This window comes from Streptomyces sp. RK9, from assembly GCF_045070545.1.
Taxonomy (GTDB): Bacteria; Actinomycetota; Actinomycetes; order Streptomycetales; family Streptomycetaceae; genus Streptomyces; species Streptomyces alboflavus.
In genome coordinates this window covers 76,447-97,915 of record NZ_CP173705.1, presented here as the reverse complement: position 1 = coordinate 97,915, position 21,469 = coordinate 76,447, and the positions used below count along the sequence as shown (strand labels likewise).

At 71.5% G+C, this 21,469-nt stretch carries 16 protein-coding genes; 9 read left to right on the top strand and 7 right to left on the bottom strand.

Going from position 1 to position 21,469, the window contains the following annotated elements; genetic code table 11:
• Window positions 1-236: 236 nt before the first annotated feature.
• Window positions 237-1,313: a S1 family peptidase gene (locus AB6L24_RS38040; RefSeq protein WP_405663775.1), complete on the top strand. Its 1,077-nt coding sequence runs from the start codon at window positions 237-239 to the stop codon at window positions 1,311-1,313.
• 118 nt (window positions 1,314-1,431) lie between these two features.
• On the opposite strand, the gene pepN is transcribed toward AB6L24_RS38040, so the two are convergent.
• On the bottom strand, window positions 1,432-4,038 hold the full coding sequence (pepN, locus tag AB6L24_RS38035) for an aminopeptidase N (RefSeq protein WP_405663772.1): 2,607 nt from the start codon (window positions 4,036-4,038) through the stop codon (window positions 1,432-1,434).
• Between the two features lie 156 nt (window positions 4,039-4,194).
• On the opposite strand from pepN, the gene AB6L24_RS38030 reads away from it, so the two are divergent.
• Window positions 4,195-4,851, top strand: a complete 657-nt coding sequence (locus tag AB6L24_RS38030; RefSeq protein WP_405663769.1) for a DsbA family protein — start codon at window positions 4,195-4,197, stop codon at window positions 4,849-4,851.
• A 149-nt stretch (window positions 4,852-5,000) separates the two neighbouring features.
• On the opposite strand, the gene AB6L24_RS38025 is transcribed toward AB6L24_RS38030, so the two are convergent.
• The 3 genes from AB6L24_RS38025 to AB6L24_RS38015 all read right to left on the bottom strand — a co-directional run bounded on the left by AB6L24_RS38025 (window position 5,001) and on the right by AB6L24_RS38015 (window position 8,749).
• Window positions 5,001-5,651 (bottom strand): superoxide dismutase, encoded by a 651-nt coding sequence (locus AB6L24_RS38025; RefSeq protein WP_030362517.1) that lies wholly within the window; start codon window positions 5,649-5,651, stop codon window positions 5,001-5,003.
• A 224-nt stretch (window positions 5,652-5,875) separates the two neighbouring features.
• Complete coding sequence (locus tag AB6L24_RS38020; protein ID WP_405663767.1) at window positions 5,876-7,285, bottom strand: amino acid permease; 1,410 nt, start codon at window positions 7,283-7,285, stop codon at window positions 5,876-5,878.
• A gap of 153 nt (window positions 7,286-7,438) precedes the next feature.
• The gene (locus AB6L24_RS38015) at window positions 7,439-8,749 is read right to left on the bottom strand and encodes an amino acid permease (protein WP_405664505.1); all 1,311 of its coding nucleotides are present in this window, start codon (window positions 8,747-8,749) and stop codon (window positions 7,439-7,441) included.
• 458 nt (window positions 8,750-9,207) lie between these two features.
• Between AB6L24_RS38015 and AB6L24_RS38010 the strand changes: the two genes are divergently transcribed.
• A complete protein-coding gene (locus tag AB6L24_RS38010) occupies window positions 9,208-9,789 on the top strand; it encodes a biotin transporter BioY (RefSeq protein ID WP_405663764.1) in 582 nt (193 codons plus the stop codon).
• Between the two features lie 57 nt (window positions 9,790-9,846).
• Here the strand turns inward: AB6L24_RS38010 and AB6L24_RS38005 are convergent, their stop codons facing one another.
• Both AB6L24_RS38005 and AB6L24_RS38000 read right to left on the bottom strand, forming a co-directional pair.
• Complete coding sequence (locus AB6L24_RS38005; protein ID WP_405663762.1) at window positions 9,847-11,211, bottom strand: FAD-binding oxidoreductase; 1,365 nt, start codon at window positions 11,209-11,211, stop codon at window positions 9,847-9,849.
• A 158-nt stretch (window positions 11,212-11,369) separates the two neighbouring features.
• Complete coding sequence (locus AB6L24_RS38000) at window positions 11,370-12,833, bottom strand: amino acid permease (RefSeq protein WP_405663759.1); 1,464 nt, start codon at window positions 12,831-12,833, stop codon at window positions 11,370-11,372.
• 226 nt (window positions 12,834-13,059) lie between these two features.
• Between AB6L24_RS38000 and AB6L24_RS37995 the strand changes: the two genes are divergently transcribed.
• From AB6L24_RS37995 to AB6L24_RS37985, 3 genes are all read left to right on the top strand, one after another.
• Window positions 13,060-13,545, top strand: coding sequence for a ribose-5-phosphate isomerase (locus AB6L24_RS37995; protein ID WP_405663756.1), 486 nt, complete (start codon window positions 13,060-13,062; stop codon window positions 13,543-13,545).
• A gap of 244 nt (window positions 13,546-13,789) precedes the next feature.
• Window positions 13,790-14,620 (top strand): Fpg/Nei family DNA glycosylase, encoded by an 831-nt coding sequence (locus AB6L24_RS37990; protein ID WP_405663753.1) that lies wholly within the window; start codon window positions 13,790-13,792, stop codon window positions 14,618-14,620.
• A gap of 69 nt (window positions 14,621-14,689) precedes the next feature.
• Window positions 14,690-14,920: a superinfection immunity protein gene (locus AB6L24_RS37985; protein ID WP_405663751.1), complete on the top strand. Its 231-nt coding sequence runs from the start codon at window positions 14,690-14,692 to the stop codon at window positions 14,918-14,920.
• Here the strand turns inward: AB6L24_RS37985 and AB6L24_RS37980 are convergent.
• Window positions 14,917-16,152 carry a GNAT family N-acetyltransferase gene (locus AB6L24_RS37980; protein WP_405663749.1) on the bottom strand — a complete coding sequence of 412 codons (1,236 nt, stop codon included), beginning with the start codon at window positions 16,150-16,152 and terminating at the stop codon, window positions 14,917-14,919. The two genes, AB6L24_RS37985 and AB6L24_RS37980, sit on opposite strands and share 4 nt — an antisense overlap.
• Before the next feature lie 164 nt (window positions 16,153-16,316).
• On the opposite strand from AB6L24_RS37980, the gene AB6L24_RS37975 reads away from it, so the two are divergent.
• The 3 genes from AB6L24_RS37975 (at window position 16,317) to AB6L24_RS37965 (ending at window position 21,460) form a co-directional block, all read left to right on the top strand.
• On the top strand, window positions 16,317-17,501 hold the full coding sequence (locus tag AB6L24_RS37975; RefSeq protein ID WP_380855226.1) for a PP2C family protein-serine/threonine phosphatase: 1,185 nt from the start codon (window positions 16,317-16,319) through the stop codon (window positions 17,499-17,501).
• 660 nt (window positions 17,502-18,161) lie between these two features.
• Window positions 18,162-18,998 carry an ABC transporter ATP-binding protein gene (locus tag AB6L24_RS37970; protein ID WP_405663746.1) on the top strand — a complete coding sequence of 279 codons (837 nt, stop codon included), beginning with the start codon at window positions 18,162-18,164 and terminating at the stop codon, window positions 18,996-18,998.
• Window positions 18,995-21,460, top strand: coding sequence for an ABC transporter permease (locus AB6L24_RS37965; RefSeq protein ID WP_405663745.1), 2,466 nt, complete (start codon window positions 18,995-18,997; stop codon window positions 21,458-21,460). The genes AB6L24_RS37970 and AB6L24_RS37965 overlap by 4 nt, the downstream gene beginning before the upstream one ends.
• Window positions 21,461-21,469 lie beyond the last annotated feature (9 nt).

Sequence of the window (21,469 nt, the reverse complement as noted above, 5' to 3'; positions counted from 1 at the left end):
CGGGCGTTCGAGAGCCGAAAATGGCCGGTTCGGTGTCCGCGCCGGTGGTTCGGGGGGCGCGCGGGGTGAGGTGAGGCCCTCTTGTGGGCGGCGGACACCGTTGTCATACTCGGCGCGATGTTTGGCATGGACGCGACGTAATTCGGGCCAACCCTGAGGCGCGCCCGTGCCGGGCACCGGTAACTCCCGATGACCGCCCCCCACTTGAGCGGTCCATCCCCCCATGGAGGTACTGCGTGAACACCCAACGAGCGAGCAGGCGACGTCTGGCCATCACCGGAGTCGGGGTCGCCGCGCTGATCGCCGGCACCCTGACGATGGCGAACGCCAGCGCGGCGGCACCGGCCCCCACGCCGGACACCCTCACCGCGACCGCGGCGGGCAAGCTCGCGAACTCCCTCTCCACCGACCTCAAGAGCGACCTGGCGGGCACCCACTACGACGCCGCCGCCAAGAAGCTCGTCGCCGGCGTGCTCGACGAAGCTGCCGCCGACGAGGCCCGCGCGGCCGGCGCCGAGGCCAGGATCGTCAAGAACTCACGGGCCGAGCTGGACTCCGCGCAGAAGGCCCTGGGCGCCGACGCCGTCCCGGGCACCTCACGCGCCGTCGACCCGGTCGCCAACAAGGTCGTCGTCACCGCCGACAGCACGGTCAAGGGCGCGGCCCTGAACAAGCTGCGCGCGGACGTCGCCGCCCAGGACGGCAAGGCCGTGCTCAAGCGCACCGCGGGCAAGTTCCAGCCCCTCATCCGCGGCGGCGACGCCATCTACAGCTCCAGCGGGCGCTGCTCGCTCGGCTTCAACGTGGTGAAGAACGGCCAGCCGTACTTCCTCACCGCCGGACACTGCGCCGCCCTCGCCGGCACCACCTGGTCCGAGACCCAGGGCGGCTCGGCCATCGGCACCGTCGAGGACTACGGCTTCCCCGGCCGTGACGACGCCATCGTGAAGTACACCGCCAACACGGCGCACCCGAGCGAGGTCAACCTCTACAACGGCAGCGCCCAGCAGATCACCGGCGCCCGCACGGCCGTCGTCGGCGAACAGGTGCAGCGCAGCGGCAGCACCACCAGACTGCACGGCGGCACGGTCCGGGCCCTGAACGTCTCCGTCACCTACCCGCAGGGCACCGTCAACGGCCTCATCCAGACCAACGTCTGCGCGGAGCCCGGCGACAGCGGCGGCGCCATGTTCGCCGGCACCAGCGCCCTCGGCCTCACCTCCGGCGGCAGCGGCAACTGCTCCAGCGGCGGCCAGACGTTCTTCGCCCCGGTCACCGACGCGCTCTCCCGCTACGGGGCGCAGATCGGCTGACTCACCCGCCCCGCTGGGCCAGGGCCCGGCCCGCGCGGGGACCTGACGCACAGCGCGAACACGTCCCGGGGCGCCGGGGCACGCAGCACGCGTGCCCCGGCACTTCCCGTGGGACAGCTCAGCCCGCGGCCCCGTCGCAGGCCTGGGCCCGAAGCGACCGCGCCAGGTCGTCCGTGGCCTCCAGGACCAGGCGGCGCAGCGCGGGCGGCGCCTGCTCGTGCCCGGTGAGCCACGCGTCCGCCGCGTCGAGCGTCTCCTGGCTGTCCTGGAAGTGCGGGAAGAGCCCCCGCACCACATCCATGCCGATCTGGATGGACCGCTCCGCCCACACCCGCTCGATGACGTCGAAGTACTTCGGCGCGTACGCAGCGGTCAGCTCGCGCTGCGAGGGCTGCTGGAACCCCGCGATCGTCGCCTCCACCAGGGCGTTGGACAGCGCGTCCGACTCCACCACGGCGGCCCACGCCTGCGCCTTCACCGCCGCCGAGGGCCGCGCGGCCAGGCAGCGGACCTGATGCCGCTTGCCGGACGCCGTGTCGTCGCGGGCCAGCTCGGCCGCGAGCGCCTGCTCGTCCGCCGCGCCGCTCACCGCGAGCGCGCCGAGGAACGCCCAGCGCAGCTCCTGGTCCACATCAAGGCCGTCGATCTTGGCCGTGCCGTCGAGGAGCCCCTGGAGCAGCTGCAGATCGGCCGCCGACGACGCCACCGACGCGAAGAACCGCGCCCACGTCAGCTGGTGCTGGCTGCCCGGCTCGGCCACGCGCAGCTCCCGCAGGGCGCCCTCGGCGAGCGCGCGGCCGCCCTCCTCGCGCCAGCTGGGCGCGGCGTAGTGCGTGCGGGCGGTGTTCGCCCAGGCGTGCAGCATCTGCAGGACGCCGATGTCGGACTCCTGCCCGGCGAAGCGCAGGACCAGGCCGATGAAGTCGCGCGCGGGCATGAGGCCGTCCCGCGTGAGGCTCCACAGCGCCGACCAGCACAGGGCGCGGGCCAGCGGGTCCGTGATGTCCCCGAGGTGGTCGCGGAGCGTGGCGAGCGACGTCTCGTCGAAGCGGATCTTGCAGTACGTCAGGTCGTCGTCGTTGACCAGGACCAGCTCCGGCGCCTCGGCCCCGGCGAGCTCGGCGACCGTGGTCCGGGGGCCCTCGACGTCCGCCTCGGCGCGGGCGTACCGCACGAGGTCGCCCGCCTCGCGGCGGTACAGGCCCACCGCCACGCGGTGCGGGCGCAGTTCGGAGGTGCCCTTCGGCGGAGCCGACTGATGAGCGGGGCCTGCGGCCTCCTGGACCACGGCCAGCTCCGTGATGCGGCCCTCCGCGTTCAGGGTCACCTGCGGCGTCAGGGAGTTGACGCCGGCCGTCTGCAGCCACGCCCGCGACCAGGCCGTCATGTCCCGGCCGCTGGTCTCCTCCAGGACGGAGAGCAGGTCGCCGAGGCGGGTGTTGCCGTACGCGTGCCGCTTGAAGTAGCGCCGGGCGCCCTCCAGGAAGGCGTCACGCCCGGCGTAGGCCACGAGCTGCTTGAGCACCGAGGCGCCCTTGGCGTACGTGATCCCGTCGAAGTTGAGCTTGGCGTCCTCCAGGTCGCGGATGTCGGCCGTGACGGGGTGGGTGGAGGGGAGCTGGTCCGCGCGGTACGCCCAGGCCTTGCGGTTGTTGGCGAAGGTGATCCAACCGCTGGTGAAGCGTGTCGCCTCGACCATCGAGAAGGAGCCCATGAAGTCGGCGAAGGACTCCTTCAGCCACAGGTCGTCCCACCACCGCATGGTGACGAGGTCGCCGAACCACATGTGCGCCATCTCGTGCAGGATGACGTTGGCCCGGCGCTCGTAGGACGCCTGGGTCACCTTGCCGCGGAAGATGAACTCCTCGCGGAACGTGACACAGCCCGGGTTCTCCATCGCCCCGAGGTTGTACTCCGGGACGAAGGCCTGGTCGTACTTCCCGAAGGGGTACGGGTAGTCGAAGTGGTCGTGGAAGAAGTCCAGGCCCTGCTTGGTGACGAGGAAGACGTCGTCCGCGTCGAAGTGCTTGGCGAGGCCCTTGCGGCACATCGCGCCGAGCGGGATCTCCAGGCGGGTGCCGTCCTCGAAGACGCGCTCGTAGGAGTCGGTCACGTAGTGATACGGGCCCGCGACGACCGCCGTGATGTACGTCGAGATCGGCTTGGTCTCGGCGAACCGCCAGACACCGTCGGTCAGTTCACCGACCCCGTTGCTCCACACCGTCCAGCCTTCGGGCGCCTGCGCGGAGAAGCGGAACGGAGCCTTCAGATCGGGCTGCTCGAAGTTGGCGAAGACCCGGCGGGAGTCCGCGGGCTCGTACTGCGTGTAGAGATAGACCTCGCCGTCCTCAGGGTCGACGAAGCGGTGCATGCCCTCGCCGGTGCGGCTGTAGGCGCACTGGGCGTCCACCACCAGCTCGTTCTCCTCGCGGAGGTCCTCGAGCGTGATGCGGGAGCCGTCGAACACCTCGGAGGGGTCCAGGTCCTTGCCGTTGAGGGACACGGCCGTCACGCTCGGCGCGATCAGGTCCGCGAAGCTCGCGGCGCCCGGCTCGGCGCACCGGAAGCGCAGCGTCGTCACCGAACGGAACGTGCGCGGCGCCCCTGCGTCGCCGTCGCTGTCGCCCACCGCCGAGCGCAGGTCGAGGAAGACCTCGTACCCCTCGACGGACAACAGCGCGGCCCGCTCCTGGGCCTCGTCGCGGGACAGATTCTCACCGGGCACGGGCTGCACTCCCTTGTGGCTCGCGTATGGCTCGCACGACTCGTCCGAACGTCTCTGATCCTCGCATGCGCCCAGTTCGGCGGACATCCGGGAATGCCCTGGCACAGCCCCGATGTTCCCCGGCCAGATCCTCGAACGGATTCCTTAGGGAGAGACATGTCTGTGAACGCTGGGAACGCCGCGAGCGGCAAGACCCCGGTCGACTTCTGGTTCGACCCGTCGTGCCCCTGGGCCTGGATGACATCGCGCTGGGTCCTTGAGGTGGAGAAGGTCCGCGACATCGAGGTCCGCTGGCACCTGATGAGCCTCGGCGTCCTGAACGAGGACAAGCTGGACGAGCTGCCCGAGGAGTACCGCGACTTCCTCACGAACCACGCCTGGGGCCCGGTCCGTGTCGTCATCGCCGCTCAGCAGGAGCACGGCGCCGGCGTCCTCGGCGACCTCTACACCGCGCTCGGCACCCGCATCCACAACCAGGGCGAGGGCCCCACCAAGGAGGCCGTCGCGGGCGCCCTGAAGGACGTGAACCTGCCCGACTCGCTCCTCGACCACTGGGACGCCACGCCCTACGAGGCCGAGCTGCGCGCCTCCCACAACGAGGGCATCGAGAAGGTCGGCCAGGAGGTCGGCACCCCCGTCATCGCCGTCCCCGGCACCGACGGCGAGCAGGTCGCCTTCTTCGGCCCGGTCGTCACCCCCGCCCCCAAGGGCGAGGCCGCGGCCCGCCTCTGGGACGGCACCCTCCTGGTGGCGTCGACCCCGGGCTTCTACGAGATCAAGCGCACGCGCACGCAGGGCCCCATTTTCGACTGATGTGTGAGCCGGCACCGGACATGCCGAAAGGCCCCCTACGAGTCACGTCCTCGTAGGGGGCCTTTCGTCCATCCGCCTGCCGTCATGAAGGTTGAGAAGACGATCACGAGGCAGGACGTGCGGCGTGGCCCGAGGGCCTCAAGCCGGGATCAGGGAGCCAGCAGCAGGCTGTTCACGCGCTGCTTGGCGGCCTCGTAGCGCTTGGCCACGTCCTGCCAGTTCACGACCTCCCACATGGCCTCGATGAAGTCCACCTTCTGGTTCTTGTACTGCAGGTAGAAGGCGTGCTCCCAGGCGTCGAAGACCAGGATCGGGGTCGAGCCCTGGCCGACGTTGCCCTGGTGGTCGTAGATCTGCTCGACGATCAGGCGGTTGCTGAGCGGCTCGTAGGCGAGCACGCCCCAGCCCGAACCCTGGGTCGTCGCGGAGGCCTTGGTCAGCTGGGCCTTGAACTTGGCGAAGGAGCCGAAGGACTCGGTGATGGCGTCCGCGAGCTCACCGACGCCGTCGGCGGCCGTGGGCTCACCGCCGCCGCCGTCCTTCGGGCTGTTCATGTTGTGCCAGTAGATGCTGTGCAGGATGTGCCCGGAGAGGTGGAAGGCCAGGTTCTTCTCCAGGCCGTTGATGGCGCCCCACGACTCCTTGTCGCGGGCCTCCGCCAGCTGCTCCAGGGTGTCGTTCGCGCCCTTGACGTACGCGGCGTGGTGCTTGTCGTGGTGCAGCTCGATGATCTGCGGGTTGATCACCGGCTCCAGCGCCGCGTAGTCGTACGGAAGTTCAGGAAGCGTGTAAATGGCCATGAGAGAGCCCTCCGACGTGCTCTGCGTGCTTGCCGCGCCGTGTCGCGCGGCGCCGCCTCGCACCTCTTTATTGCGACCTATGTGCAAGTGCAGGCTAGCAGCAGGAGTACGGTGAAGTTGATCAGCCCTTCGTCCTAGGCCCGGAGACCGGTGCCCGTGCCGCGGACGGCAGAAGGCCCCGCTCCACAGGGGGGAGCGGGGCCTTCGGGTGCTGTCGGCCGGGGTCAGGGGCGCGGCGCGCCGGCGTCCCGGTTCTCCATGGCCTTCTGGCGGGCGTAGCCGACGGCCATGAGGATCAGGGTCAGTCCGCCCGAGTAGAAGAGCTGGGTGCGGGTCTCGGACTCGCGGGCCATGAGGACGAACACCGTCGCCATGCCGGCGAGCGCCACATAGGTGAGCCAGGGGAAGAGCCACATCTTCACGACCAGCTTCTCCGGCGACTCGCGCTCCAGCTTCTTCCGCAGCCTCAGCTGCGCCATCGCGATGAAGAACCACACCACGAGGATGATCGCGCCGATGGTGTTCAGGAGCCACTGGAAGATGTCGTCGGGCCGCCAGTAGCTGAGCAGCACGCACAGGAAGCCGAAGGCCGACGAGGTCAGGACGGCGATGCGGGGCACGCCGTCGAACATCCGGCCGAGAGCCTTGGGGCCCTGGCCGCGCTGCACCAGCGAGTTGGCCATGCGGGACGCGCCGTAGATGTTGGCGTTCATCGCGGAGAGCAGGGCGATGAGGACGACGACGTTCATGATCTGGCCCGCGCCGTCGATGCCGAGGTGGTCGAGCGTGGCGACGTAGGGGCCCTTCGCCGCGACCTCCTCCTTCGTCCACGGCAGCAGCGTCACGACGACGGCCATCGAGCCGACGTAGAAGAGGGCGATCCGCCACATCGCCGTGCGGACGGCCTTGGCCACGCCCTGCACGGGATGCTCGGACTCGGCCGCCGCGATGGTGACGGTCTCCAGGCCTCCGTACGCGAACACGGAGGCGAGCAGTCCGACGATCAGGCCGTCCACGCCGTTGGGCATGAAGCCGCCCTGCCCGGTGAGGTTGGTCATGCCGGGCGCCTCGGTGTCGGGGAGCCAGCCGAAGATCGCGAGCACGCCGATGCCGAGGAAGAGGACGATCGCGCCGACCTTCAGGGCGGCGAACCAGAACTCGAACTCGCCGAAGTTCTTCACGGCCGCGAGGTTCGTGGCGCAGAACGCCAGCATGAACAGGGCGACCCAGGCCCACTCCGGGACCCCCGGCACCCACCCGTGCACGATCTTCGCGGCGCCGATGCCCTCCAGGCCGACGGCCACGCACAGCAGGAACCAGAACGACCAGCCCGCGGTGAACCCGGCCCACGGGCCCATCGCGCGCTCGGCGTGCACGGAGAAGGAGCCGGACGCCGGGTTGGCGGCGGCCATCTCGCCCAGCATGCGCATGACGAGCATGACCAGGGCGCCGGAGATCGTGTACGCCAGGATGATCGAGGGGCCGGCCGCGGCGATGGCGGTGCCGGAGCCCACGAAGAGCCCGGCGCCGATCACGCCGCCGAGGGCGATCATCGACAGGTGGCGCTGCTTGAGTCCGTGACCGAGCGGTGCGTCGGTCTGGGGTGGTGCGTCCTGCAAGGACGTCCGAGACATGGGCGTGCCCTGTTCAGTAGCAGAGACGGGGGGTGGCGAGCGAAGTGGGCCACAGTCTGAGTGCGCGTACCGCTCACAGGGAACAGGTGACCGGTATACGGACACGACGCTCACACATGGTGAAGATTTGTTCACATAATGAACACATAAGTGTCATGCGTGTGAGCGCTGCCGCCACTCCCGCACCCACGCCACCGCGATCACCAGCGCCGTCGCGCCCGCCGACCACAGCAGTTGCGGCCGCGCCCCGTCGTCCCGGAGCATCAGCACGATCACCACGGCCATCGCCGCGAGCGCCGCCCACGTCAGCCAGGGGAAGAACCACATGCGCAGGGTCAGGCGCTTGGGCGCCTCGCGCTCGATGCGGCGCCGCAGCCGCAGCTGCGAGAGCGCGATCAGCGCCCAGACGAAGAGGAGCGCCGCACCGACCGAGTTGAGCATGTAGAGGAAGACGGACTCGGGCCACTTCAGATTCAGCAGGACGGACACGAAGCCGAACGCCACCGAGGCGAGCACCGCCCGGCGCGGCACCCCGCCGCCCGACACCCGAAGCAGCGCCTTCGGCGCCTCGCCGCGCTCGGCGAGCGAGAAGATCATGCGCGAGGAGCCGTACAGATTGGCGTTCAGGGACGACAGGAGCGCCACGAACACCACGATGTTCATGAGGGTCCCGGCCGACGGGACGCCGATGGAGTCCAGGACCGTGACATACGGGCTCAGACCCGCCTGCTGCGCCGTCCACGGCAGCACCGTCACGATGACGAGCATCGAGCCGACATAGAAGAAGAGGATGCGGTACACCGCGCTGCGCACCGCCCGCGCCACCGAGCGCACCGGGTCGTCGGACTCCGCCGCCGCGATCGTCACGATCTCCAGACCGCCGAAGGCGAAGAGCACCACGACCACGCCGGAGACCACCCCGTCCCAGCCGTGCGGCAGGAAACCGCCGTCGCCGGTGAGATGCGTGAAGCCGACCGGATCGGTGTCGGGCAGCACCCCGAAGATCGCGAGCAGCCCGAGCACGAGGAACGCGCCGATCGCGAAGACCTTCAGGGCGGCGAACCAGAACTCGAACTCGCCGAAGTTCTTCACGGCCGCGAGGTTGGCGCCGGTGAAGAACACCATGAAGACGAGCACCCAGGTCCACTGCGGCACCCCCGGCACCCACTCGTTCGCGATCCGGGCCGCGCCCGTCGCCTCCACCGCGAGCACCACGACGAGCAGGAACCAGTACAGCCACCCCACCGAGAACCCGGCCCACCGCCCGAGCGCCCGCTCCGCGTGCACGGAGAACGCGCCGGACGCGGGCATCGCGGCGGACATCTCGCCGAGCATCCGCATCACGCACATCGCGAGCGCGCCCGCGATCAGATAGGAGAGGACGATCCCGGGTCCCGCGACCGCGATCCCGGCCCCCGAACCGACGAAGAGCCCGGCGCCGATGACGCCGCCGAGGCCGAGCATGGTGAGGTGGCGCTGCTTGAGGCCGCCGCCGAGGGGCTCGGGCCCCGCGTCCGTGGCGGCGGGCGCGTCGACCGCCGTCGCTCCTGCGGGAGGCACCGCCGACCGGGACGGCAAGGAGTCGTGCTTCACGTGTCGTCGGCTCTCGTGCTCAAGGAGTGCGGTGGGACGGACTCAAGGGGTTTGGCGGGAATCTACAGTGTCACCGCTGGACGTCCCGGGAAGCAACCGAGGCCCCTGCGGCACTGACCTCAGTGACGAGCGTCACGCCGAACCAGGTGTGCCCCGGGTTCTTTGTGCGAAGCCCACCAACTCCGGGCCGGTGCCTTTGTCACCGGCACCCCCTGATACGCCGCCCCCGCCGGGGATAGGGTCACAGCGTCCCGCTCTTCCCCGAGCTCTCGGCTTCGTTCGAGCAGGGGAGACCCCCACTTCCCCTGGCCCAGAATCACGGAGTCCCGATGAGCACAGCCGCCATATCCCGTCCGGGTCAGGTCCTGGCCGACCTGATCCCCGCCACCCGCCTGCGCGATGTGACCCTGGTCCTCGGCGGCGCCGCCCTCACCGGCATCGCGGCCCAGATCGCCGTCCCGGTCCCCGGCTCCCCGGTCCCGGTCACGGGCCAGACCTTCGCGGCCCTGCTCGTCGGCACCTCGCTCGGCGCCTACCGCGGCGCGGCCTCGCTCGCGGTGTACGCGCTCGTCGGCATGGCGGGCATGCCCTGGTTCGCGCAGGGCAAGGCGGGCATGGGCATGCCGAGCCTCGGCTACGTCTTCGGCATGCTGCTCGCCGCGATGGTCGTGGGCGCCCTCGCCCGCCGCGGCGCCGACCGGAGCATGGCGCGCATGGCCGGGACGATGGTCCTCGGCTCCGCGATCATCTACGCCGTCGGCGTGCCGTACCTGGCCGCCTCGACCGGCATGTCGCTCACCGAGGCGGTCGCGGCCGGACTCACGCCGTTCCTGATCGGCGACGCGCTCAAGGCGGCGCTCGCGATGGGCGCGGTGCCGCTGGCGTGGAAGTACCTCAACGAGAAGCGCTGAGACATCACCTACGTCTGACATGCGGGCCGGTGCCGTGCGGGCACCGGCCCGTCGACGTCAACGGACGTTGTAGTTCCGCCTGAAGAGGTTCGCCGGGTCGTACGTGACCTTCAGCCCGGCGAGCCTCTGGTGCGTCCCGGCGTCGTACAGCCCCTCGGGCCGGTCGCCGCCGGCGAAGGTGAAGTTCAGGGACCGCCCGAGGACTTGGGGCGCCACCTCCCCGAACGCGCCCGCGTACAGCTTCCGCAGGGTCTCGCGGTCGGCGCCGTCCGTGTCCTCGGTGCCGTCGGCGCCGCTCACGGGTGACACGATCCGCAGCAGCCAGTGGGCGTCCCGGTGCGGCACGGCGTTCGCGGCGGGCCGGGCGAGGGCGCCGCCCAGGTGGTTGAGCTGCACCACGTGCATGCGGTCGGCGGCGGGCCCGGTGAGCGCGAGGATCCGCTCCAGGGCGTCGCCGTCCAGGGCGTCCAGCATCCGGCTCTCGCCGTAGTAGGCGTGCGGGAAGTCGGGGTCGCTGTGGATGGTGTGGCTCTCGGTGTACGGGAGTTCGCGCAGGGAGTCCTCGTACGCGGGCCCGATCGCGCGCAGCGGCGCCACGAGCCGCTCGCCCTCCGCCGCGGTGCCCGTGTACGCGACGCGCACCGTCACCAGATAGCGGCCCCGCAGCGCCTCCGGCACCATCGGCAGATCCGGGCAGACAAGCGCCGCGAGCGACGAGGTGACCTCGTCGGGCACCGTCTCGGTCCAGGCCGTGTAGGCGCGCAGGACCGCCCCCGGGTCGACCTCGCGCCCGTCGAAGGCGAGCGCGCCCCCGTACAGCCGCGTCACGGGGACCAGGCCGATCTCCAGGGCCGTCACGATGCCGAGGTTCGCGCCGCCGCCGAGCAGCCCCCAGAACAGCTCCGGCTCGCTCTCGGCCGTCACGTGCCGCACGGCACCGTCGGCCGTGACCACGTCCAGGGACCGCACGTGGTCGGCCGCGTACCCGAACTCCCGCGCCAGGACGCCGAGTCCGCCGCCCAGCGTGTACGACACCGCGCCCACGGACGGCGCCGAGCCGTTCAGGGGCGCGAGGCCGTGCTCCGCCGCGGCCGCGACGACCTGCCCCCAGCGGACCCCGGCGCCGACCCGCGCGGTGCGGGCCGCCGGGTCCACGGCGACCTCGTCCAGGCGGCGGGTGCTGATGAGGACGCCGCCCGCCGACGCGTCCGGCAGGCCGTGGCCGGTCGCCTGCACCCCGATGGGCAGGCCCGCGTCGGCGGCGTACGTCACGGCCGCGACGACGTCGTCGGTGCCGGTGACCGCGAAGACGATGTCGGGGCGCTGGGCGTATCCCGTCTGGAAACCGGCGAGTTCGTCGTCGTACGCGGCGTCGCCGGGGCGGAGGACGAGTCGCCGGTCGGTGAGGGCGCTGAGGTCCACGGGTCTCTCCCTGCTTCGATCTCTGCTGTCGGGGACACCCTGGACGAAAAACTTGACATCGTCCGTCATGTATTACGGCAGTGAAAAGCGGGACGTCCGCGGAGCAGCAGTAGCCACTGCCGCTCCCGCGGACGCCCCGCACAGGGCGTCGGGACCTGTCAGGCCTCGGTGAGCTCCTCGTCCGAGCGGGGCCGGACCTTCTCGCGGACCAGCGAGAAGCCGAGCACGAGGGCCGCCACGAGCAGCGAGAGCACCATCTGCTTGCGCCCGGCGTCGTCGTACAGCATGTAGACGATCACGAACGAGATCATCCCGATGGTGACCCAGGTCAGATACGGGAACAGCCACATCTTCACGACCAGCTTCTCCGGCTGCTCGCGCAGGATGATGCCGCGCATCTTCAGCTGCGTGAAGCAGATGACGAGCCACACGAACAGCGCGACGGCGCCGGAGGAGTTCAGCAGGAAGTCGAAGACGGTCTCCGGCCACTGGTAGTTGAACCAGACGGCGGCGAAGCCGAAGACGACCGAGCCGAGGATGGCCGCGCGCGGCACGCCGTTGGAGTCGGTGCGCGCGAAGGCCTTCGGCGCGTCCCCCCGCCGGCCGAGCGAGAACGCCATGCGGGAGGCCGTGTAGAGGCCGGAGTTGAGGCAGGAGAGCACCGCGGTGAGCACGATCACGTTCATCACCTGACCGGCGTGCGGAATGCCGATCGAGTTCAGCGCGGCGACGTACGACCCGTGCTTCTCGATGGACTTGTCGTCCCAGGGCAGCAGCGTCACGACCACGAAGATCGAACCGAGGTAGAAGACGCCGATGCGCCAGATGACGCTGTTCGTGGCCTTGGTGACGGCGCGCTGCGGGTCCTCCGACTCACCGGCGGCGAGCGTGACGATCTCCGAGCCCATGAAGGAGAAGACCACCATCAGGACACCCGTGAGGATGGCGCCCGCCCCGTTCGGCATGAAGCCGCCCGCGTCCGTCAGATGCGCGAAGCCCTCACCCGGGTTGTCCGAGCCCGGCAGCACGCCGAACACGGCGAGCAGGCCGATGAGTACGAACGCGCCGATCGCGACGACCTTGATGCCGGCGAACCAGAACTCGAACTCGCCGTAGGAGCCGACCGAGACCAGGTTCGTGGCGGTGAGCACCACCATCACGATGAGCGCCCAGCCCCACTGCGGGATCGCGGGTATCCACCCTTCCAGGATCACGGCGCCCGCGGTGGCCTCCACCGCGAGCACGACGACCCAGAAGAACCAGTACAGCCAGCCGATGGAGAAGCCCGCCCAGCGGCCGAGCGCCTGGTCGGCGTAGGCGGAGAAGGAGCCCGACGTCGGCCGGGCCGCGGCCATCTCGCCGAGCATCCGCATCACGAGCACGACCATGGTGCCGACGAGGGCGTACGAGACGAGGATCGCCGGGCCCGCGGCCTTGATGCCGGAGGCGGAACCGACGAAGAGACCCGCGCCGATCACGCCACCGATGGCGATCATGGACAGGTGACGGTTCTTGAGGCCGGCCTGCAGGCCGTCGCCGCCGCCGTTCCCACCGCCCGGCTGCGAATTGCCGGGTCCTTCGTCGGTGCTGTCTTCCTTCGCAAGGGACGGTTGCGAGGTCATAGGCAGATCCTTTGGTTCGCGGGGACAAGCCTCCGCATTAAAAGCGCAGCGGCGGACGGGACGAAAGGCCCGTCTCCGGATCGTTGTATTCCGCGGAATCCTGAGTGAACGAGCGCTTACGCTCGATGACCGGACAGGGGCATTGGCCTGCACCAATCGGTGGTCGGACGGGGTGCCCGGCCGCCCCACGGCAGCTGCCCGCCCCCGTGCGTGCCACACTTCGGCCATGCGCGTGTACCTCGGCTCGGATCATGCCGGCTACGAACTCAAGAACCACCTCGTCGAATGGCTCAAGGCGCACGGGCACGAGCCCGTCGACTGCGGGCCCCACATCTACGACGCCCAGGACGACTACCCCCCCTTCTGCCTCCGCGCCGCGGAGAAGACCGCCGCGGACCCCGAGGCCCTCGGCATCGTCATCGGCGGCTCCGGGAACGGGGAGCAGATCGCCGCGAACAAGGTGAAGGGGGTGCGGGCCGCTCTCGCGTGGAGTGAGCAGACCGCTGCGCTCGGGCGTGAGCACAATGACGCCAACGTGATCTCGATCGGTGGGCGGATGCACACCCAGGACGAGGCCACGAAGTTCGTCGAGATCTTCCTGGCCACGCCGTACTCCGGTGAGTCCCGTCACACCCGCCGCATCGAGATGCTCTCCCACTACGAGACCACCGGCGAACTCCCGCCCATCCCGCCCCACCACCCCCAGGCCTGAGGCGGGCCGGCCTTCGCGGGGCGCCCCAGTCCCGCCCCTTTCCCGAAACTGGGGCTCCGCCCCAGACCCCGCTCCTCAATCGCCGGAGGGGCTGGATTTTCCAGCCCGTCCGGCGATTGAGGACGAGGCGCGGAGCGCCGATAGCGGGGGTCTGGGGGCGCAGCCCCCGGTTTCGGGAAGGGGCGGGCTTGGGGAAGCCCCCGGCAGGGCCCGCCCCACCCACCCCCCGCAAGAAGGAGAACCCGTGCCGGAAGGGCACACGATCCACCGCCTCGCGGCCGACCACCGGGACCGTTTCCAGGGCCGGAAGACGACCGCGAGCAGCCCGCAGGGCAAGTTCTCCGACAGCGCGGCCCTGGTGACGGGCAGCCCCCTGGACACGGCGGAAGCCCACGGCAAGCACCTCTTCCTGGGCTTCAAGGACACCGGCTGGATCCACATCCACCTGGGTCTCTTCGGCAAGGTCACCCTCGGCGACGCCCCCGCGCCCCCACCCACGGACACCGTCCGCCTCCGCCTGACGAACAGCGCCGCGTACATGGACCTCCGCGGCCCGACGACCTGCGCCCTGATCACGGACGAGGAGAAGCAGGCGATACACGCCCGCCTGGGCCCGGACCCGCTGCGCCCGCAGGGCGAGGGCAACGACCCGGAGACGGCCTGGCGCCGGATCTCCCGCAGCCGCACCACGATCGCCGCGCTCCTCCTGGACCAGAAGGTCGTCGCGGGCGTGGGCAACGTCTACCGCGCCGAGGTCCTGTTCCGGCACGGCATCGACCCGTACGCGCCCGGCAAGGACCTCACGTACGCCCAATGGACCGCGATCTGGGCGGACTTGGTGGATCTGATGCGCGAGGGCGTCCGGCACAATCGCATCGACACGGTCCGGCCCGAGCACACGCCGGAGGCGATGGGCCGCCCGCCGCGCGTGGACGACCACGGCGGCGAGGTGTACGTGTACCGCAGGGCCCGGCAGGCCTGCCACATCTGTGGCGGCGAGATCCGCACCGCCGATCTCGCCGCCCGCAACCTCTTCTGGTGCCCGACCTGCCAGCCCCGGGGCAACCGCCCGTAACCGGCACCGAGCCACCGGCCGCGACAAGGAACAGGCTCCGGCCGTGACGAGAAAAAGGTTCCACCCGCCGTGTTCGACGATCTGAGCGCGCCCTTCGCCCTGGCCGCGGTCCTGGCGTTCTTCGTCCTCTACTTCCTCCCCGCGTTGCTCGCCTTCTGGCGGGACGCGGAGAACCGCTGGCTCGTCCTGGCCGTGAACGTCCTCTTCGGCGCCAGCGTCCTCGGCTGGTTCTTCGCGCTGTACCTGGCGACCCGCAAGCCGAAGGCGCCCCACGGGGCGCGGGCGGGCGGCGTCGGCTAGAAGCCGTGCGACAGCCACGGCGCGACGGCCGAGCCGAACGCGAGGCCCGCCTCCGCCACCGCGCCCTGGCGCAGCTCCCGGACCCGGCCCGCCGCGGCGAGCTGGGTGAGCGGGACGCCGCCCAGGTAGAGGGAGCCCAACTCGCGGACGGAGAGGGCGAGGTCGGCCGGGGTGTCGTCGTCGGCGCGCTTGCAGGAGGCGCCCTTGGTGTCGCCGGTCAGGCGCCAACGGCCCTGGTTCCAGGGGCAGAAGGCGTCCTCGACGTCGAGGACGACATCCACCGGCGCCTGGTACGTACGCGCTTCGAGGGCGGCGCCGACGTCCACCAGGCGTACGTACAGCGACTCCCGGGTCCGCAGGTCGCAGCGGCGCACATTCGTGACGAGCTGCGCGACCGGGTCGTCCACCGGCCGGTTCAGGGCCAGGACCGTCGACGTCAGGTCGATGTCGAACAGGAAGCGCCACAGCGCGGCGTACGCCGCCGGGTCGAGGGCCTCCACGTCCTGCACCTTGACCGTGCCCTTGGGGCCCTGGGCGTCCCACTCGGGCTTGACGGCGTAGAACGCGAACCCGACGACCTCGCCGTCGCGCTCGGCGAGCACACACTGCTGCGGTGACGCGCCGTTGCGGTCGGCCGGCGGGTCCAGGGTGATCAGGCGCTCCCAGCCGGGCCGCCGCGCCATCAGACCGGGGCGGCCGGGCACCCGCCGCGCGTACACCGCCTCACAGGCGGGCAGGGCCTTGGCGGGCGTCTCGTAGCGAAGGCGTACGTCGTCGGTGCCCGGCGGGACGGTCAGGCCCACCCGGGTCGTGTCGATCTCCATGCGGTGGTGGAACGAACCCGCCCCGTACCCGAACCGGCCGTAGATCTCCGGCTCCGACGCCGTCAGGACCGCGACGGCCTCGCCGCGCTCGCGGACGTCGTCCAGCTGGCGCCGCATCATCGCCGTGAGCAGGCCGCGCCGCCGGTGCGTGGCCGCGACGCCCACCATCGTCACGCCCGCCGTGTCCACCAGGGCGCCGCCCGGCACCGACATGCGGAAGCTGAAGGCGCCCGCCGTGCCGACGCAGGTCTCGCCGTCCCAGGCGCCGATCGAGCGCTCGCACTCGGTGAGGTCGCGCCACAGATCGCGCTCCTCCGGGGCCTCGGCCACACCACCGAAAGCGACGTCCAGCGTTTTGTACCACTGCTCCCAGTCGCCCTGGCTCAACTCCCGCAAGTCTGCTGTCATATGCCATGCCTACCAGGGCTCCAAGGGCGCGGCGAATTGTTTTCCGCGTACCGGAACGCGCGTGTGGACGCTGGGTGTGGAGATACGGGCGAGGTGCCCCTGAAGGGGGACAAGAGGTACCTCCCGTGCGAAGTGCCTGGCCCGGTGGATAGGGTCCACGAGCAATGGCGGTACGACGAGAAGGGCGCGAGCGGCGCGAGCAGCGTGCGCGGCGTGCCGAAGCGGATACGTTCCCGGCCCGCATGAAGAAGCGGCTGCACCGGGCGCGCATAGGGCTGCGCAAATCCGGTGTCGACTACTTCCGGGGCGACGGGTCCGACTGGGTGGCGCTCGCCGCGCTCCTCTTGACCGTCCCTGTCATCACCGCGTGCACGATCGTCAACCCGGTGTGGTTCTCGCCCGCCGCGCTCGTGCTGCCCATCGTCGCGGGCGGACTGCTCCTGCGGCCCTCCAGCCTCCTCGGTCTGTACGCCGCCTCCGCGGCCGCCCTCATCGTGGAGTCCGTACAGCTCGGCCCCTACACGGAAGGGCCCGCCCGGGTCACCCCCGGCACCGTCCTCGCCGTCGCCGCCTGCGGCTTCTTCGGGCTCCTCATCGCCCAGTTCCGCAGCCGCGTCGGGGTGCCCTGGCGGGGCGGCGGGACCATGCTCTTCGACCTGCGCGAGCGGATCCGGGTGCAGAGCAAGCTCCCGAAGCTGCCGCGCGGCTGGCACCGCGAGATGGCCCTGCGGCCCGCCGGGGGCCAGTCCTTCTCCGGCGACTTCGTCGTCGCCGCCCGCACCAACGGCGGGCGCACCCTCGAAGTCGTCCTCACCGACGTCTCCGGCAAGGGCATGGACGCCGGGTCGCGGGCGCTGCTCCTGTCCGGCGCCTTCGGCGGCCTCCTCGGGTCGCTGCCGCCGCACGCCTTCCTGCCCGCCGCCAACGGGTACCTCCTGCGCCAGGACTGGGACGAGGGCTTCGCCACCTCCATCCACCTCGTCCTCGACCTGGAGACCGGCGACTACGAACTCCTCTCCGCCGGGCATCTGCCCGCCCTCCAGCTCAGCGCCGGGACCGGGCGCTGGGAGGAGAAGTCCGGCGAAGGGCCCCTCCTCGGTGTCTACGACGGCGCCCAGTTCGACCCCGTCAAGGGGTCCCTGCGGCCCGGCGACGTCCTCATGCTCTTCACCGACGGCATCGTCGAGGCGGCCGACCGCGACATCGCCGAAGGCATCGACCGCCTCACCGGCGAGGCCGACCGCTACGTCCCCGGCGGCTTCCACGGGGCCGCGTGGCACCTCATCGAGGCGGTCGCGAAGGACGTCAACGATGATCGGGCGCTGTTGTTGATCTGCCGCGACACGTGAGCTGGCCGGGGGCCTCGGGGGACTCCCGTGCGGGTGGGCCGGGGTCGCCCCCGATATCGGCGCTCCGCGCCTCGTCCTCAAGCGCCGGACGGGCTCTCTCCCACCCACCCGCCCCGACTCGCGCCGGCCTGGCCGACAGCCCGGCACCGTCAGCCCTGCCGGGGTCGCCCCCGATATCGGCGCTCCGCGCCTCGTCCTCAAGCGCCGGACGGGCTCTCTCCCACCCGCCCGCCCCCGCCATTGCTTCGGCTGTGCAGTAGCGCGGCACCTTCAACCCCGAAACGGCTCACCCCCGCAGCGCCTCTCCGGCCCACCCCGCACATTGCAGCCCACCCCGGCCCTGTCCAGCCCGTCCGGCACCATCCAGCCTGCCCCGGTACATCTCAGCCCGTCCGGCGTTTGAGGACGAGGCGCGGAGCGCCGATTCGGGGGAGGGCCGGCCCGCCCGCCGTGGGACGTCTGGCTACGGGGTCCGGGGCGGAGCCACGGTTTCGGGAAGGGGCGGGGTCGGGGAGCCCCCGGCAGGCGCGTCACCAGGCACGACGTCCCAAGGTGGGGGAAACCCCACCCCATACTCGGCGGGACGCCTCATGGTCGCGGACACCCCGCACTCCGTACGTTCGATGCATCGACCACGCACGAACGACGGAAGGCCACGCCATGGGGCTGCGCAAGAAGAAGCGGCAGCAGCGAAACGAGTCCGCCCCGATCCACCCCGCGGACGCGGACCCCACGACGTCGCCCTGGGCCGTCGAGCTGCGCGCGGTGCGCCGCCAGTACGGCCGCGGCTCCGGCGCCGTACACGCCCTGCGGGGCGTGGACCTGGCCCTGCCGCGAGGCAGCTTCACGGCGGTGATGGGCCCGTCGGGCTCGGGCAAGTCCACGTTCCTGCAGTGCGCGGCGGGCCTCGACCGCCCGACGGACGGCAGCGTCCGCCTCGGCGGCACGGAGATCACGGGAATGAGCGAGAACAAGCTGACGGCCCTGCGCCGCACCCGCCTGGGCTTCGTGTTCCAGGCGTTCAACCTGCTCCCGTCGCTCACGGTCGAACAGAACGTCCTGCTCCCGATGCGCCTCGCGGGCCACCGCCCGGACCGCCGCAGGGCGGCCGAGATGCTGACCCGGGTGGGCCTCGGCGACAAGGGCGGGCGCCGCCCCGGCCAGCTCTCCGGCGGCCAGCAGCAGCGCGTGGCCATCGCCCGCGCCCTGGTGACGTCCCCGGACGTGATCTTCGCGGACGAGCCGACCGGCGCCCTGGACACGACCACGGCGGGCGAGATCCTGCACCTGCTGCGCTCGGCCGTGGACGGCATGAACGCCACGGTGGTCATGGTCACGCACGACCCGGCCGCGGCGGCGCACGCCGACCGCACCCTGTTCCTCGCGGACGGCGCCATCGTCGACCACGTGGAGGGCGCCTCGGCGGCAGGCATCGCGGACCGGATGACGGCGCTGACGAGGGCCGCGGCCCCCGCGTTCGCGGGAGTGGCGGCGTGAGCTTCGTACCCAACGGACTGGCCCGCGCGGCCGTCCGCTTCAAGCCGGCCGCCTTCGTGGGGACGTTCGTCGCCCTCGCGATGGCCGCCTTCATCGTGTCCGCGTGCGGCATCCTTCTGGAGACCGGCCTGCGCGCCTCCGTACCACCGGTGCGCTACGCCGACGCGCCCGTGGTGGCCGCCGCCGACCAGAAGTCCCACTTCGAGACCGGCAGCGGCGAGGACCGCAGCGACAACGGCGCGCCGGTCACCGACCGCGCCCGCCTCGCCGACTCACTGGTGGCGAAGGCGGCGTCGGCGCCCGGCGCGCGTACGGCCGTCGCCGACGTCACCTTCCCCGTCAAACAGGGCGACAAGGAACTGACCGCGCACGGCTGGGGCTCCACCGCCTTCACCGGCGAGACGCTCTCGGCGGGCCGCGCGCCCGGCACCGGGGACGTGGTGCTCACGGGCACCGGCGCCCGCGTCGGCGAGCGCGTCACGCTCACCACGGCGGACGGCCCGCGGGACTTCCGGGTCTCCGGGGTCAGCGGCGGCAACGGCGGTCAGGCACCGACCGCCTGGTTCACGGACGCCGAGGCCGTCCAGCTCTCCGGACACCCCGGCCGCGTCGACGCCATCGCCGTGCTGCCCAAGGACGGCGTCACCGACGCCACGCTGAAGTCCCAGGTCACCAAGGCGCTCGGCGACAAGGCCGAGGTGCACACCGGCGACGGCCGCGGCGGCGCCGAGGACCCGGGCCTCACCGAGGCCGAGGAACTCCTCACGGGCCTCGGCGGCTCCTTCGGCGGCATCGCCGCGATGGTCGCCGTGTTCACTGCGGCCGCCACCGTCGCCCTCTCCGTGGGTCAGCGCGCCCGCGAGTTCGCGCTCCTTCGCGCCATCGGGACGACGCCGCGCCAGATCCGCCGCACGGTCGCCACGGAGACTCTCCTGGTGGCCCCGCTCGCGGGCGCCGTCGGCTGCCTGCCGGGCATCGCCCTGGCGAGCTGGTGGTTCGGGCAGCTGAAGGACAGGGACGCGGTCCCGCAGGCCGTCGACCTGTCGGTGTCGTTCATCCCCATGGCCGCCGCCGTCGGCACGGCCGTCCTCACCGCCCTGTTCGCCGGGATGATGGCCGCGCGCCGCCCGGCCCGCATCAAGCCGGGCCAGGCCCTGAGCGAGGCCTCCGTGGAGCGGCTGCGGCCGGGCTGGGTGCGCACGCCCCTCGGCGTCGCGGCGGCCGTCGGCGGCGTGGTCCTCTCGGGCGTCGCCGCCAACACCTCCGGCGACGACGCGGCGAACGCGGCGCTCGGCGTCGTGATGCTCTTCATGCTCGCGGTGGCGCTGCTCGGGCCGCTGGTGGCGCGGGCCTGCGCGGGCCTGTTCGGCCTGCCGCTGCGCGGCGCGGGCGCCTCCGCGTCGCTCGCCGCGGCCAACTCCCGCAGCAACGCACGCCGGATGGCCTCCGCGATCACGCCCATCGTGCTCGCGATGGCGTTCGCGTCCACCCTCGTCTTCATGCACACCTCCGAGAACAAGGTGGCGGAGAACCAGCAGCGCGACGGCATCACGGCGGACCACATCGTGGCGTCGCCGACGGGCTTCGACGCGTCGACGGTGCGCAAGGCCACCGGACCCGGCGGCGGCTCCGCGGTCGGCCTCCTGAAGACCTCCGTGCTGCTGCCGATGGGCTCGGGCGGCGACCGCTATCTGCAGTCGGCGAGCACGCAGGCCGTCACCGGCACCGCCGCGAACCTCGCCAAGGTGCAGGACCTGAACGTCGAGTCCGGCCGCATCGACCTCGGCAAGGGCAAGGTCGCCCTGGACGCGAACCTTGCGGGCAACGCCCACCTGAAGGTCGGCGACCGCGTCGAACTGCGGCTGCCCGACGGCACGAAGACCCGGCCCGAGGTCGTCGCGACGTACGAGCGCGGGCTCGGCCTGTCCCAAGTGACCCTGGGCGGAGCCGAGATGAAGCGGCACGTCACGTCGGCGTTCGACACCGAGATCTGGGCGAAGGGCTCCTCCGCTGCGGCGCTGAAGCATCTGGAGTCCCAGGGCACGGTCCTGGAGCGCGACGACTACACCACCGCCCAGTCCAAGGACCGCGCCGTGCAGGCCTGGGCGAACACCACCATGGCGGCCGTCCTCGGCGGCTTCGCGGCCGTCGCCGCCGCCAACACCCTGGTCATGACGGTCCTCGACCGGCGGCGCGAGCTGGGCACGCTGCGGCTCATCGGCTCCACCCGGCGCCAGGTCCTGCGGATGGTGCGCTGGGAGGCGCTGCTCGTGACCTGCGCGGGCGTCGTCATCGGCACCGCCATCGCGCTGGCCACGCTGGTCCCGATGATGAAGGGCCTGACCGGTGAGGGCCCCTACATCCCGCCGCTCCTGTACGCGGCCTTCGCCGGGTCGGCCGTGGTGCTCGGCCTGGTGGCGACGGCGGTGCCCGCGCGGGCGGCGCTGGGATCCTCGACATGACGCTCGCTA

Coding starts and splice junctions, on each gene's coding strand:
- AB6L24_RS38025 (WP_030362517.1), bottom strand. CDS start 5,651: ATGGCCATTTACACGCTTCCTGAACTTCCGTACGACTACGCGGCGCTG.
- AB6L24_RS38010 (WP_405663764.1), top strand. CDS start 9,208: ATGAGCACAGCCGCCATATCCCGTCCGGGTCAGGTCCTGGCCGACCTG.
- AB6L24_RS38015 (WP_405664505.1), bottom strand. CDS start 8,749: ATGCTCGGCCTCGGCGGCGTCATCGGCGCCGGGCTCTTCGTCGGTTCG.
- AB6L24_RS38020 (WP_405663767.1), bottom strand. CDS start 7,285: ATGTCTCGGACGTCCTTGCAGGACGCACCACCCCAGACCGACGCACCG.
- AB6L24_RS38000 (WP_405663759.1), bottom strand. CDS start 12,833: ATGACCTCGCAACCGTCCCTTGCGAAGGAAGACAGCACCGACGAAGGA.
- AB6L24_RS37970 (WP_405663746.1), top strand. CDS start 18,162: ATGGGGCTGCGCAAGAAGAAGCGGCAGCAGCGAAACGAGTCCGCCCCG.
- AB6L24_RS37975 (WP_380855226.1), top strand. CDS start 16,317: ATGGCGGTACGACGAGAAGGGCGCGAGCGGCGCGAGCAGCGTGCGCGG.
- AB6L24_RS37995 (WP_405663756.1), top strand. CDS start 13,060: ATGCGCGTGTACCTCGGCTCGGATCATGCCGGCTACGAACTCAAGAAC.
- AB6L24_RS37980 (WP_405663749.1), bottom strand. CDS start 16,152: ATGACAGCAGACTTGCGGGAGTTGAGCCAGGGCGACTGGGAGCAGTGG.
- AB6L24_RS38030 (WP_405663769.1), top strand. CDS start 4,195: ATGTCTGTGAACGCTGGGAACGCCGCGAGCGGCAAGACCCCGGTCGAC.